6 protein-coding genes are annotated in these 14413 nt (G+C 67.6%); 5 read left to right on the top strand and 1 reads right to left on the bottom strand.

From position 1 onward, the window contains the following. Positions 1 to 232 precede the first annotated feature (232 nt). Together recQ and yaaA are read left to right on the top strand one after the other, a co-directional pair. Entirely contained in the window at positions 233 to 2272 is a 2040-nt protein-coding gene (gene recQ / locus FIU85_RS12405; protein WP_152497105.1) for a DNA helicase RecQ, read from the top strand. A gap of 34 nt (positions 2273 to 2306) precedes the next feature. Then, positions 2307 to 3065, top strand: a complete 759-nt coding sequence (yaaA, locus tag FIU85_RS12400; protein WP_152497104.1) for a peroxide stress protein YaaA — start codon at positions 2307 to 2309, stop codon at positions 3063 to 3065. A 920-nt stretch (positions 3066 to 3985) separates the two neighbouring features. On the opposite strand, the gene FIU85_RS12395 is transcribed toward yaaA, so the two are convergent. Further along, positions 3986 to 6166, bottom strand: a complete 2181-nt coding sequence (locus tag FIU85_RS12395) for a response regulator (RefSeq protein WP_152497103.1) — start codon at positions 6164 to 6166, stop codon at positions 3986 to 3988. 154 nt (positions 6167 to 6320) lie between these two features. Here FIU85_RS12395 and FIU85_RS12390 point away from each other — a divergent pair, with 154 nt between their 5' ends. From FIU85_RS12390 to pbpC, 3 genes are read left to right on the top strand one after another with little or no spacing between them, the layout of a single operon-like run. Next, positions 6321 to 11762 (top strand): alpha-2-macroglobulin family protein, encoded by a 5442-nt coding sequence (locus tag FIU85_RS12390; RefSeq protein ID WP_152497102.1) that lies wholly within the window; start codon positions 6321 to 6323, stop codon positions 11760 to 11762. Continuing rightward, positions 11759 to 12337: a putative glycolipid-binding domain-containing protein gene (locus tag FIU85_RS12385; RefSeq protein WP_152497101.1), complete on the top strand. Its 579-nt coding sequence runs from the start codon at positions 11759 to 11761 to the stop codon at positions 12335 to 12337. The genes FIU85_RS12390 and FIU85_RS12385 overlap by 4 nt, the downstream gene beginning before the upstream one ends. After that, positions 12324 to 14372, top strand: a complete 2049-nt coding sequence (gene pbpC / locus FIU85_RS12380; protein ID WP_152497100.1) for a penicillin-binding protein 1C — start codon at positions 12324 to 12326, stop codon at positions 14370 to 14372. The genes FIU85_RS12385 and pbpC overlap by 14 nt, the downstream gene beginning before the upstream one ends. The last annotated feature ends 41 nt before the right edge of the window (positions 14373 to 14413 follow it).

Below are 14413 nucleotides of genomic sequence, written 5' to 3'. Positions count from 1 at the left end.
CTTGATCGGCAGCACTTTATCCAAGCCAAACCCGAAAAACATCCGAGCGTCGCGCCAGGACTTGCCAAATCGCCGCCCCCAGGGAAGGGGGGCCGCGATGGCGCGGCGGCCTGCGGCCTTGACTCCGCGCGGCCTAGGCCGAAACCAAAGCCCAATCCGGGACTTGTTTACGATTCCTTAGTGTGGGACTGTCACCTGTAAGAGCAGAAAACTAAAATCTTACAGGTTCCCCATGCAAAGCGCTGCCACGCTGCTGCAAGACGTCTTCGGATTCTCCGCCTTCCGCCCCGGCCAGGAAGAAATCGTCCAGACCGTCGCCGAAGGCGTCAACACCCTTGCCATCATGCCCACCGGCGGCGGCAAATCCCTTTGCTACCAACTGCCCGCGCTGCTGCGCGACGGCGTCACCGTCGTCATCTCCCCGCTCATCGCGCTCATGCGCGACCAGGTCCGCGCCCTCCGCGCGGCGGGGGTCGAGGCCGGCGCGCTCACCTCCGGCAATACCGAGGAAGAAACCCAGGCCGTCTGGGACGCGCTCGACGCAGACCGCCTGAAACTGCTCTACATCGCGCCCGAACGCCTCGCCGCCGGCTCCGCCATGGGTATGCTGCGCCGCATCGGCGTCAGCCTCATCGCCGTTGACGAGGCCCATTGCGTCAGCCAATGGGGCCACGACTTCCGCCCCGACTACCTGCGCATCGGCGAGCTGCGCCGCGCCTTGGATGTGCCGCTCGCCGCCTTCACGGCCACCGCCGACGCGGAAACCCGCGCTGAAATCGTCGAGAAACTCTTCGAGGGCCAGCAGCCGCAAACCTTCCTTCGCGGCTTCGACCGCCCCAATATCACCCTCGCCTTCTCGGCCAAGGACAGCCCCCGGCAGCAGATCCTCAGCTTCGCCGCCGCCCGCAAGGGCCAGTCCGGGATCGTCTATTGCGGCACCCGCGCCAAGACCGAAACGCTGGCGAAAGCCCTGCGCGAGGACGGCCATTCCGCCTGCCACTATCACGGCGGCATGGATCCGAACGACCGCCGCCATGTCGAACACCGCTTCAGCACCGAGGACGGGCTGGTGGTGGTCGCCACCATCGCCTTCGGCATGGGCGTCGACAAGCCAGACATCCGCTGGGTCGCCCATGCCGACCTCCCGAAGTCGATCGAGGCTTATTACCAGGAAATCGGCCGCGCGGGCCGCGATGGCGCGCCCGCCGACACGCTGACGCTCTTCGGCCCCGACGACATCCGTCTGCGCCGTGCCCAAATCGACGAGGGCCTCGCCCCGCCCGAACGCCGCGCCGCCGATCACGCGCGGCTGAACGCGCTTCTTGGTCTGGCCGAAACCTATGCCTGCCGCCGCCAGGCCCTGCTGCGCTATTTCGGCGAGGATCCGGCCCCTTGTGATAATTGCGACACCTGCGCCACGCCGCCCGAAACCTTTGACGGCACCCAGGACGTGCGCAAGGCGCTCTCGGCCATCCTGCGCACCGAGGAATTCTTCGGCGCGGGCCACCTGATCGACATCCTGACCGGCAACGAGACCGACAAGATCCGGGCGCGCGGCCATGACGGCCTGCCCACCTTCGGCGTCGGCCGCGACACCGACCGCCGCACCTGGCAGGGCATCTTCCGCCAGATGATGGGGTGCGATCTCATCCGCCCCGACCCCGAACGCCACGGCGCCCTGCGCATGACCGATCGCGCCATCCCCATCCTCAAGGGCGAGGATCAGATCACCCTGCGCCGCGACACCCTCGCGCCCAAGTCCCGCCGCCCCGCCGCCAAGACGCTGGTCGCCGAGGAAGACGCGCCGCTCCTGTCCGCGCTCAAGGCCAAGCGCCGCGCGCTGGCCGAGGCCGCGAAAATGCCCGCCTATATCGTCTTCAACGACCGCACCCTGATCGAGATGGCCGAAACCCGCCCCCGCACACTCGACGACATGGCCCGCATCTCCGGCGTCGGCTCCAAGAAGCTCGAACAATACGGCGCAGCCTTTCTCGAGGTCATCAACGGCGAGGCCGAGGCGATGCACCCCACCCGCCGCAAACTGGCGGGCCGCGAAACCGGCACGGTCTATGACCGCCTGATGGAAGTGCAGGCCAATCTGCAACGCGGCGAAGATGGCATAGACAAGCCGCTTTCATGCTCCGCCAGCCTGCTGGCCCGCGTCGCCGCCTCGAAACCCCGCGACCTCGGCGACCTCGAACGCCTCCTGGGCGACAAAAGGACCGAGCGTTTCGGCCCGGCCTTTCTGGACGTCCTGCACGCGACGGACTAAGTCCCCGGAAAGCTTAATTTCTCAAGGGTCACAAATGCTCGTCGTCGTCTCGCCTGCCAAGAAAATGGACATGTCCCCGGCCGAGGGGATCCACCCCACCGGCCCCGCCTTCGCCAAGGACGCCCATGCCTTGGCCGAGGTGGCCCGCGACCTCAGCCAGGCCGACCTGAAAAAGCTGATGGGCATCTCCGACGACCTCGCGAAACTCAACGCCGACCGCTTCCGCGACTTTGGCAAACAGGATAAAAAACCCGCCGCGCTCGCCTTCGCCGGCGATACCTACCAGGGGCTCGAGGCCGGCTCGCTCGACACCGACGAACTCGACTGGGCGCAGGATCACCTGCGCATCCTTTCGGGTCTCTACGGCCTCCTGCGACCCCTGGATAATATCGAGCCCTACAGGCTCGAGATGGGCAGCCGCCTCAAAACCGAAAAGGGCAAATCGCTCTACGATTATTGGGGCGACCGCCTGTCGAAGGCGCTCAACCGCTACGCCGACGACGTGAACGCCAACGTCCTGGTCAACTGCGCCAGCCAGGAATATTTCGGCGCCGTGGACCGCGACGCGCTCAAGCTCAGGGTCATCACCCCCACCTTCCTCGACACCAAGAACGGCGAAGCCAAGGTCATCAGCTTCTTCGCCAAGAAGGCCCGCGGTGCCATGGCCCGCTTCATCGTCCAGAACCGCCTGACCGATCCCGAAGCCCTCAAGGATTTCGACTCCGGCGGCTACCGCTATGACGCCGCTCGCTCGACCGAGGACGAACCGGCGTTCATCCGCGACGAGCAATAGGGCGTTCCGCGCAGGGCAAAGCCTCTGTTATTGGCAAGCGGCCAATATCCGCTTTGCGGTACGAAGCCGCCGTTCACGACGGAGGCCATCGTCAGCCCCTGGGGTGGCGATCCGACGGGAATTCTGAAGCACTTTATGCCTGCCAAAGACATCCTCAGAAGGATCATTGCGCCCAGCCTCAGCCAAATCGCCAGCCCGTGGGAGGGGCTGACGATGGCCGGGCCGCTTCGCGGCTGTTAACCGGCTGGGTGCGCGATACCAGTGTCTTGACTGCGATGAGACGCGCATCGACGGGCCGTGGTGCGGCGAACCGACGATGGGTATGGGCAGTTTATGCCTGCCAAGCACATCCAACCCGAGAGCGTGGCACTTCACCCACCAAATCGCCGTGCCGTCGCACCAAAGGTGCGCCAACTATAGGCGGCACGCCTCTGGCGTGACGGGGCGGCCCGTCGCGCCGAAGGCGCGCATATAAAGTGACGCGCCTCTGGCGCGATGCGCGGCGGGCTTCGCCCTTGTTCCGCGCGGGGCGTTCGCGTTGAACGTTCGCTTTGCGGGACATGAAAGACGTTCGATCCACAGCCGCGGCGCGGAGTCAGGCCGCAGGCCCCGCGCCATAGACGGGCCGCCCCCACGGCCCGGCGATTGTGTTAAGTTCGGTGCCTCGCTCGGCCCTGTTTCGGATCTGGCCTGGAAAAAGCGCTGCCGACCCACCGTCGGATCGCCGCGCCGCGGCCCGTCAATGGCGCTCGGGACTATAAATCACACGTGTCCGCAAAAGCTCACACCGGACCTTCGCCGCAAGGAAAACGAACGTCCCTCGGGACCAGCGCCACCTCTCACTGACAGCCATCATCTGCCAGACCTCAAACGCCAGTCATTCGTCGCAGCGCAAGGCCCCGACCACGTCCACTATCCGCTCACGCCGCGCTCTGCCCCTCCTCGGGCGGGCGCACGCCTACTGGGCAGGCCGCGCTCACGTGGTCGATCAACACCTGTTTCGACAGCGGCTTCGACAGGTAGTGATCTATCCCCGCCGACAGGATGTCGTCCTCGTCTCCGTCCATCGCGTGCGCCGTCATCGCCACGATGGGCACATGCACGCCGCCATCCGCTTCGATCTCGCGAATGGCGCGGGTGGCCTCCTTTCCGTCCATCTCGGGCATCGAGATGTCCATGAACACGATATCGGGCGCGAAAGACCGGTAGAACGCCACCGCCTCCTCGCCGTTCACGGCGAATTTCAGGTCGATGTCCAGCGCCTTGACCATCTTGGAAAAGACCAGCCGGTTGGTCTTGTTGTCCTCCGCCGCCAGCACGCGCATCACGCGGCTGGGCTCCTGCGGCAGGTCCGGTTCCGCCACGCCCCCCGCCAGCGAGCCCGAGAGCCGTGTCAGGGCGGCAAAAAGCTCGGCGCGGGGGAAGGGTTTCTGAAGCACCGCGTCAACGTAAATCCGACCCGGGTCCTGATCCACGCTGCCGGTGTTTCCGCTCAGCAGCAGCACCGGCGCCGCGTGTCCGGCCGCCTTCAGCGCCTCGGCCAGTTCGATCCCGTCCATCCGGGGCATGACGTGGTCGGTAATCACCAAGCTGACCGACCCGTCCGTCGCCTCCAGCGCCGCCGCGCCGCTGTCGCAGCATGTCACCTCGATGCCCAGCGCCGCGAACAACCGCTCCAGGATCGCGCGGTTCAGCGCGTTGGTCTCGACGATCAGCACCTTGCGCAATCCATCGGGCACGCTGAAGTCCTGTTCCGCGTCCGGCTCGGCCAGCGGCAGTTCCACGGCAAACCCGAAGGTCGAGCCCTGCCCCTCCACCGAGTCGACCCAGATCTCGCCACCCATCAGTTTTACCAACTTCTCAGAGATCGCGAGGCCGAGGCCCGTGCCTTCGAACTTGCGATTGCTCTCACCGTCCACCTGGTTGAACTCGCCGAAGATGTGCCGGACCTTGTCGGCGGGAATACCGATCCCGCTGTCCTCGATCGTCACATGCAGGCGCGCCGCGCCCTGGGCCGCGCATTCGACGCCCACGACCCGCACCATCACGTGCCCCTCTTCGGTGAATTTCACCGCGTTGCCTAGAAGGTTCGTCATGATCTGCCGCAGCCGCCCCGGATCGCCCACAAAGCGCGTCGGCAGGAACAGGTCGTAATCCACCAACAGCTCGATCCCCTTGTCCCGCGCGTTCACCTGCATCAGCATGATCAGCTCGTGAATGCAGCGTTCCAGGTCGAACGGCTCGGCATGAAGCACCAGCTTTTCCGCCTCGATCTTGGAATAATCCAGCACGTCGTTGATGATCACCAGCAGCGCCTCGCCCGAGTTCTTGATCGTGTTGGCATACAGCAGCTGTTCCTCGTCCAGCTCGGTATCCTTCAGCAGCTCCGCCATGCCCACAACCCCGTTCATCGGCGTGCGGATTTCGTGGCTCATGTTGGCCAGGAAGGACGATTTCGCCCGGCTCGCCATCTCGGCCTTGCGCCGGGCTTCTTTCAGCCGTTCCTCGTACCGGATCGTGTCGGTGATGTTCAGTGCCAGGCTCACCACGTCGCCGGTGGGCCCGCGCTGGTCGATCAGCTTGATATAGGCCCCGTTCCACAGCCGGACGATCTCGGGCTCGGGCGCCACCGTCTGCCACCGGTCCAGCATCTTCTCGCGCCACGCGGCGGGGTCGGCGTCGCCGATATCCACGACCCCCTCCTCGGTCACGCATTGCAGGATCTCGACATAGCTGATGCCGGGCTTGACGTCCTCCAGCCCCTCGAACACGCCCAGCCAGGCGTGGTTGGCGGCGATCATCCGGCTGTCGGCGTCGAAAAAGGCAAACCCGTCCTGGATCGTCTCGATCGAGTGCCACAGCCGCCGCTCGGCGATGGCGACCTTCTCGTTGGCCATGTTCAGGTCTGATTTCACTCGCGCGTTCTCGTCCCGCACGGTCTGCACCTCGGCGCGGGTCTCGACGATCTCCTCGCTCAGGGCACGGGCATGCCGGCCCAGCTTGCAGTTCGCGGCCTGCAACTCCGCCTGTTTCTGTTCCAGCAGACGTTCGGCGGCCAGCCTGGCGCGCCGTTCCTCCGCCAGTTTGTTGGCAAGGCTCATGCCCCAACCTCCGCCCGTGCCGGTGACTCTCGGGGCTCAAACTCCCTGATTATGGTGAACAAGTGTTTAAACCCTGACCCGCGACAGGCGCGGGAATCGTTGTCTTGCCCCGGGGGGCGTGGCACGATGCCGCCATTCGTTGAAGGAGGGTATTATGCTCCAACGCTTTCTTGCCGCCATCGTCCTCAGCCTTTCCGCCAGCCTCGTCGCGTCCGCCGCGCTGGCCCAGGATGCCGTGCCCGACAGGCGCGAGGTGGTCACCAAGGATGTCGACTTCTACGGCTCCGATCTGGACCCGCTCTTCGACACCACGCTCGAGGCGTGCCGCAACCTCTGTTTTTCCAACAATGCCTGCCGCGCCTACACCTTCAACACCCGCTCCAATTCCTGTTTCCCCAAAAGCGCCCTGACCGAGACCAAGCCCTACGAGGGCGCGATTTCCGCCGAGGTTTTCGACACCGACACCCGCGTCCTGTCAGATGCCCCCGCCCGCACCGCCGATCTGGACTTCCTCAACCCCGGCGACCTGAACCAGGCCCGCGACCAGGCCACCGGCATCGGCGCGCGCCACCCCGGCGGGCAATGGGACGTGCCCGCCATGGTCAACGCCGCGCAGGACCGCATCGCGCAGCAGGACTACCTCAACGCCATGCGCTGGATGGGGGCCGCCGTGGCCCGCTCGGACGCCGCCGATCAATGGGCCGAGTATGCCCGCCTGTCGCTGCTCATCCCGACGCAGAACGACTCCGAAAAACGCAACTATGCCAACCGCGCCTTCCAGGCCGCGATCAACGCCTACCTGCGTGCGCCCGGCGATCCCGCGCGCATCAACGCGCTTTTGCTCATGTCCCAGGCGCTCGAAACGATGGGCCGCGGCCAGGCCACCGTGCCCACCCTGCGCCTTGCGGAATCCATCCAGCCGCGCGATGACGTCATGACCGCGCTCGATGCCGCCATCGCCAAGTACGGCTTTCGCATCACCGACCACCGCGCCGACAGCGACAGCGCCCAGCCCCGCCTCTGCGCCGAGTTTTCCGAGCCGCTGGTCGAGGCCGGCACCGATTACACGCCCTTCGTGCGCGTGCCCGATCCGGGCCTCGTGGTCCAGCCCTCGGGCAACCAGATCTGCATTTCCGGCGTCCAGCATGGCGAGCGGTACCGCGTCACCTTCCGCGAGGGGCTGCCCGCCGCCAGCGGCGAAACCCTCCAGCGCGACACCGAAATCACGCTTTACGTCCGTGACCGCTCTCCGCGCGTCGCCTTCCCGGGCCGGTCCTATATCCTGCCCAAGGCCGCCGACACCGCCCTGCCGATCGAGACCGTCAACCTCACCGAGGTCGAGCTTCTGCTGCGCCGCGTCTCCGACCGCAACCTTCTGCGCACCATGCAGGAGGATTACTTCGGCCGCCCCCTCAGCCAGTACCAGGAACGCGAGTTCGGCAATGACATCGCCGAGGAGGTCTGGACCGGCACCGGCGAGGTGCAGAACACCCTCAACCAGACCATGACCACCCGCCTGCCGCTGGGCGAGGTTCTGGCGGACGAGGCCCCCGGCATCTACGCCCTGACCGCCACCATTCCCGGCGCCGATCCTTTCGACAATCCCGGCGCCACGCAATGGTTCGTGCTGACCGACCTGGGCCTGACCACGTTCAAGGGCACTGACGGCCTGCACGTCTTCGTGCGCGGTCTGGACGATGCCCAGGCGGAATCCGGCGTCGAGCTCTCGCTGCTCTCGCGCTCCAACCGCGTGCTGGGCACCGCCACCACCGACGATCAGGGCCACGCCCTCTTTGCACCCGGCCTGACGCGCGGCACCTCCGGCTCCGCCCCCGCGATGATCCTCGCCAAGGCCGGCCCCGACGACATGGCCTTCCTGTCGCTCACCGACCCCGCCTTCGACCTCTCGGATCGCGGCGTCGAGGGCCGCCCGCCCGCGCCGCCCATCGACGTCTTTCTCGCCACCGACCGCGGCGCCTATCGCCCGGGCGAGGTGATCCACGCCACCGCGCTGGCGCGTGACAATGTGGCCGAGGCGATCCCCGGCCTGCCCCTCACGGCCATCCTGCGCCGCCCCGACGGGGTGGAATATTCCCGCCAGTTGTCCGGCGACGACGCCGCGGGCGGCCATATCTTCACCCTGCCCGTGGGCGCAAGTGTCCCCACCGGCAGCTGGACGCTCGACATCCTGTCCGATCCCGAGGCCGACCCGCTGGTCAGCCGCACGCTCCTGATCGAGGATTTCCTGCCCGAGCGCATCGACTTCGACCTGTCGCTGCCCGACGGCCCCATCCGCCCCGGCGACACGCCCCCGCTCACCATCGACGCGCGCTATCTCTTCGGCGCGCCGGGTGCCGGGCTGGTCGCGGACGGCAACGTGCGCCTCATGGCCCGCACCACGCTCGACGCCTTCCCCGGCTACCGCTTCGGCCGTCACGATGAACTGGTCGGCGGCCGCATCACCTACCTGCCCGGCGGCAAGACCGGCGCGGATGGCCAGCTTCAGATGGCCGCCGAAATGCCCGAGCTTGACGTCACCGACCGCCCGTTCGAGGCCGACATCACCGTCACCCTGCAAGAAGGCTCCGGTCGCCCGGTCGAACGCAGCCTCACCCGAATGCTTGCCCCCGCCGGCCCCATGATCGGTATCAGGCCCATGGCCGACGGCGTCGTACCCGAAAACTCCGAAGCCCGCTTCCAGGTCATCGGCATCTCCCCCGACCTCACGCCCACCCCGATGGACGTCAAATGGACCGTCAACCGCGTCACCACGCGCTACCAGTGGTACCAGGATTACGGCTCGTGGAACTGGGAGCCGATCACGACACGCGAACAGGTCGCCACCGGCGACGCCACGCTGGGGCAAGACGCTCTGACCGTCTCCGCCCCCGTCGAATGGGGCCATTATGAACTGGTCGTCGAACGCACCGGCGGCGACTACGTCTCGTCCTCCACCGATTTCTACGCCGGCTGGTACGCCCCCGCCGACGCCAGCGACACGCCCGACACGCTGGAGCTGTCACTTGACCAACCGGAATACACCCCCGGCGACACCGCCCAACTGCGCGTCGTGCCCCGCTATGCCGGCACGGCGCTGATCACCGTCATGTCCAACCACGTCATCGAACGTCAGGCGGTCGAGGTTTCAGAGGGCGAAAACACCATCCCCCTTTCCGTCACCGAGGACTGGGGCGCGGGCGCTTACGTGACCGCGCAAGTGATCCGCCCAATGAACGTTAGCGCCGGCCAGAACCCGGCCCGCTCCCTCGGCCTCAGCTACGCCAAGATCGCGCCGGGCGACAAGCAACTCTCGGTCTCCATCGACGCCCCCGACACCGCCGCCCCGCGCGGGCCGCTGGATGTCACCGTAAACGTCGATGGGCTGGCCGAGGGCCAGACCGGCTATGTCACCCTCGCCGCCGTGGACGTAGGCGTGCTCAACATCACCGGCTTCCAGTCGCCCGACCCGTCCGGGCACTACTTCGGCCAGCGCCGCCTCGGCGTCGAGATCCGCGACCTCTATGGCCGCCTCATCGACGGCATGAACGGCGCGCAGGGCCAGGTCCGCTCCGGCGGCGACGCGGGCAATCCCCTGTCCGGCACCCAGCCGCCCCCCACCGAGGACCTCGTCGCCTATTTCACCGGCCCGCTCGAAATAGGCCCCGATGGCACCGCGCAGGCCAGCTTCGACATGCCCGACTTCAACGGCACCGTCCGCTTCATGGCCGTTGCGTGGTCCCCCACCGCCGTGGGTCAGGCCGAGGACGAGACCATCGTGCGCGACCCCGTGGTCGTCACCGCCTCCCTGCCGCGCTTCCTCGCCCCCGGCGACGAAAGCCGCCTGCTGCTGGAAATCCAGCACACCGAAGGCCCGACGGGCCGCATGGGCCTCGACGTCTCCAGCACCGGCCTCACGCTTGGCGGCACCATCCCCTCCGGCCTCGAACTGGGCGAACAGGAAAAAACCACGCTCTCCCTGCCCATCACCGCGAGCGACGTGGGCGACGCCTCCGTGCGCATCGCCCTCACCACGCCCGACGGCAAGCAACTGACCAAGGAGATGCCGCTCGGCATCCGCTCCAACGATCCGGTCATCGCCACCACCCGCCGCTTCTCTCTCGGCGCGGGCGACAGCTTCACGCTGGGCGCGGACGTCTTCGCCGACCTGCGACCCGACACGGCCAGCGCCATCCTCGCCGCAGGACCGCTGGCGAAACTCGACGCCCCCCGCCTTCTGGCCGCGCTCGACCGTTACCCTTATGGCTGCACCGAACAGGTGGTCAGCCGCGCCATGCCGCTGCTCTATTTCAACCAGGTCGCTGCCGCGATGGGCCTCGCCTCCGAGGCCGAGGCGCAGGACCGCATCGACCAATCCATCGCCCGCATCCTGACCCGGCAATCCTCCGGCGGCAGCTTCGGCCTCTGGCGGGCAAGTTCCGGCGATTTCTGGCTCGACGCCTATGTCGCCGACTTCCTGTCGCGTGCCAAATCCGAGGGCTTCGACGTCCCCGACACCGCCTACACCATGGCGATGGACAACCTGCGCAACCGCATCAACTACGCGCCGGACTTCGACTCCGGTGGCGAAGACATCGCCTATGCCCTCATGGTCCTCGCCCGCGAGGGCGCCGCCCGCATGGGCGACCTGCGCTACTACGCGGACGTCAAGGCCCAGGCCTTCGCCACGCCCCTGGCACAGGCCCAGCTTGGCGCCGCCCTCGCCTTCTACGGCGACCAGACCCGCGCCGACCGCATGTTCGCCGCGGCTCAACAGACCATCAACCAGACCTCCGGCGACGAAGGCCAGGTCTGGCGCGCCGACTATGGCACCCGCCTGCGCGACCGCGCCGGCGTGCTGACCCTCGCGACCGAGGCGGGCAGCAATGCCGTCAACGCCGACGCGCTGGCCAACGCGATCACCGCCGAAGGCCCGCACATGTCGACACAGGAACAGGCGTGGTCCCTGCTGGCCGCCCGCGCGCTTCTCAGCGATCCATCCGTCTCAGGCCTCTCGCTCGACGGCGCGCCCGTTTCGGGCCCCTTAGTGCGCAACATCTCCGCCACGACCTTAACCCCCCAGACCCTCACCAACACCGGCGCGAACGCCACCGACATCAGCCTCACGACCCTCGGCGTGCCGGTGACCCCGCCCGAGGCCGGCGGCTACGGCTACGCCATCGAACGCAGCTATTTCGACATGGACGGCACACCGGTGGACCTGTCGACAGTGCCCACCGGCACCCGCCTCGTCACCGTGCTGACAGTCCGCCCGTTCGAGAAAGGCGAGGCGCGGCTCATCATCGACGACCCGCTGCCCGCAGGGCTGGAAATCGACAACCCGAACCTTCTGCGCTCGGGGCAGGTGAACGCACTCGACTGGCTCGACCCGGCCACTACCGAGCATTCCGAGTTCCGCGCCGACCGCTTCATTGCCGCCGTCGACTGGCGCTCGGACAACGCGTTCCGCCTTGCCTACATCGTCCGCGCGATTTCACCGGGCAGCTATCACCACCCGGCGGCGTCGGTCGAGGACATGTACCGCCCGCAATACCGCGCCCGCTCGGCCACCGGACGCATGACGGTCACCGCCGAATGACGGGCAGCACTGTCGCCACGATCAGATGGCGCGCGCTCTATTGCGAGGGGCATGACACCTGCCGCCTCGCCCGCGCCGATCACGGCTGGCTGCTGGTCGGCCACGCGCGCTTTCACGATGACGATGGCTTCGCCGCGCTCGACTACGTCGTCCGCTGTACCGAAGACTGGCAGACCCTCGACGCCGATATCGCCGGCACCCATGGCGAGAGGGAGGTCCGCCTGCATATCGACCACCGCAACGGCGAATGGCTGCTGAACGAGACACCGCAACCCGGGCTTGAGGACGCCACCGACATCGATCTCAGCTTCACCCCCGCCACCAATCTCATGCCCCTGCGCCGCCTCTTCAAACAGCCGGAGGATGCCCTGACCACCCGCGCCGCGTGGCTGCACTATCCCGCCGCCATCCTCGCGCCACTGGACCAGACCTATAACCGTACGTCCGCGTATGGATTTATCGACTACCGCGCCGAACAGACCGACTACACCACCACGCTAGAGGTCAACGACGCGGGCTTCGTCACCGACTATCCCGGCCTCTGGCACGCGGAAGACCAGCATGTTCCGCTGTGACCGCCTTCTCCTCCTGCTGGCGCTCACGCTCTTCGCCGCGGGCCTTGGGCGCGACAAGCTCGACCAGTGGATCGCCGCCACCGACCTGCCGCCCTTTCTGACGCCCCTCTCCACAGAGGTCCGCGACCGCACCGGCACGCTCCTGCGGGTCTACACCGTCGAGGATGGCCGCTGGCGTCTCGGCGCCACGCCCGACGCGGTGGATGCGGGCTATCTCGACATGCTCATCGCCTACGAGGACAAGCGCTTCTACACCCATTCCGGCGTCGACCCCCGCGCAATACTCCGCGCGACCGGGCAGGCCATCTGGAACGGCGAGGTCGTCTCGGGTGCCTCCACCCTCACCATGCAGGTCGCCCGCCTGCTCGAGGACAGCGGCACCGGGCGGCTTTCCGGAAAGCTGCGACAGGCCCGCGTCGCGCTCGCCCTCGAACGCCGCCTGACCAAGCAGCAGATCCTTCAACTCTACCTCGAACGCGCGCCCTTCGGCGGCAATATCGAAGGCGTCCGCGCCGCCAGCTACGCGTGGTTCGGCAAGGACCCGCGCCGCCTGACCCCCGCCGAGTCCGCGCTGCTCGTCGCCCTGCCGCAATCCCCCGAATCCCGACGCCCCGACCGCCACCATTTCCAGGCGGCGGAGGCCCGCGCCCGCGTGCTCGCCCGCGCCCAGCGCGACGGCCTGCTGACGCCCGGCGCGGTCCAGGCCGCCTTGACCGAGCCGGTGCCCCAAACCCGCCGCGCCTTCCCGTCCCTCGCGCCGCACATGGCCGACCGCGCGATATCCGACGACCCCGCCCGCCTGCGCCATGACCTCACGCTCGACGCCCCCCTGCAAGCCGCGCTGGAACGCCTCGCCACCCACAGCCTGCGCGATCTGCCCCCGGACGTTTCCATCGCCATGATGATCGCCGACCACAAGACCGGCGACATCCTCGCCTCCGTCGGCTCCGCCACCTATGGCATCGGCGACGCCCGCTCCGGCTTCGTCGACATGACACAGGCCATGCGCTCCCCCGGCTCGACGCTGAAGCCCTTCATCTACGCCATGGGTTTCGACCGCGGCCTCGCCCATCCCCAGACGCTCATCCATGATCGCCCCGTCGCCTTCGGCACCTACGCGCCGCAGAATTTCGACGGCGCCTTCCGGGGCGAGCTGACGGTGGCCGACGCCCTACGCCAGTCGCTCAACATCCCCGTGGTTCTGCTACTGGACGAGATCGGCCCCGCCCACCTGCTCGATACCCTGCGCCGCGCCGGCGTGCCCACGGAACTGCCCGGCGACCAGCCCGGCCTCGCCGTCGGCCTAGGCGGGCTCGGCGTGACACTCGAAGGCCTGACCACCGCCTACGCCATGCTGGCAAATGGCGGCCAGACGCGGCCACTGCACTGGCGTCAGGACGCCCCCAAACATACGCCTACGAATGTCCTGAACCGCGCCGCCGCCTGGCACGTCGCCGACATCCTCGCGGGCCTCGCGCCACCGCCCGGCGCACCCAAGCGTCGCCTCGCCTACAAGACCGGCACCTCCTACGGCCACCGCGACGCGTGGGCCGTGGGCTTCGACGGCCGCCATGTCGCCGCCGTCTGGATCGGCCGCCCCGACGGCACGCCCGTCCCCGGCGCCTTCGGCGGCGACCTCGCCGCGCCCGTCCTCTTCGAGGCCTTCCAACGCCTCAAACCCAAGGCCGACGCCCTGCCGCCGCCCCCGCCCGAGGCGCTGCTCCTGCCCACCGCCCGCCTGCCGCAACCCCTGCGCCGCTTCGCCGGGCGCGACGCGGTGTTCCAACCGTCCGAGGATGCGCCCAAGCTGATCTTCCCCCCGGCCAACGCCCGCCTGCCTGTTGAAAACGGCCGCCTCACGGTCAAACTCCGCGACGGCAAGCCGCCCTTCACCTGGCTCGCCAACGGCACGCCGCAGAAAACCGGCACCCGCCGTCGCGAGGCCGAGCTGACCGGCCTCGCCCGGGGCTATTCCAAACTGTCGGTGATCGACGCAACGGGCCGCTCCAGCAGCGTCACCGTCTGGATCGACTGACCCCATTTCTACGCAGTTTCGCAGCAAGAATTTTCAAAAAT

The organism is Roseovarius sp. THAF8, from assembly GCF_009363735.1.
Lineage (GTDB): Bacteria > Pseudomonadota > Alphaproteobacteria > Rhodobacterales > Rhodobacteraceae > Roseovarius.
This window is presented reverse-complemented; position numbering and strand designations above follow the sequence as displayed.

Coding starts and splice junctions, on each gene's coding strand:
- recQ (WP_152497105.1), top strand. CDS start 233: ATGCAAAGCGCTGCCACGCTGCTGCAAGACGTCTTCGGATTCTCCGCC.
- yaaA (WP_152497104.1), top strand. CDS start 2,307: ATGCTCGTCGTCGTCTCGCCTGCCAAGAAAATGGACATGTCCCCGGCC.
- FIU85_RS12395 (WP_152497103.1), bottom strand. CDS start 6,166: ATGAGCCTTGCCAACAAACTGGCGGAGGAACGGCGCGCCAGGCTGGCC.
- FIU85_RS12390 (WP_152497102.1), top strand. CDS start 6,321: ATGCTCCAACGCTTTCTTGCCGCCATCGTCCTCAGCCTTTCCGCCAGC.
- FIU85_RS12385 (WP_152497101.1), top strand. CDS start 11,759: ATGACGGGCAGCACTGTCGCCACGATCAGATGGCGCGCGCTCTATTGC.
- pbpC (WP_152497100.1), top strand. CDS start 12,324: ATGTTCCGCTGTGACCGCCTTCTCCTCCTGCTGGCGCTCACGCTCTTC.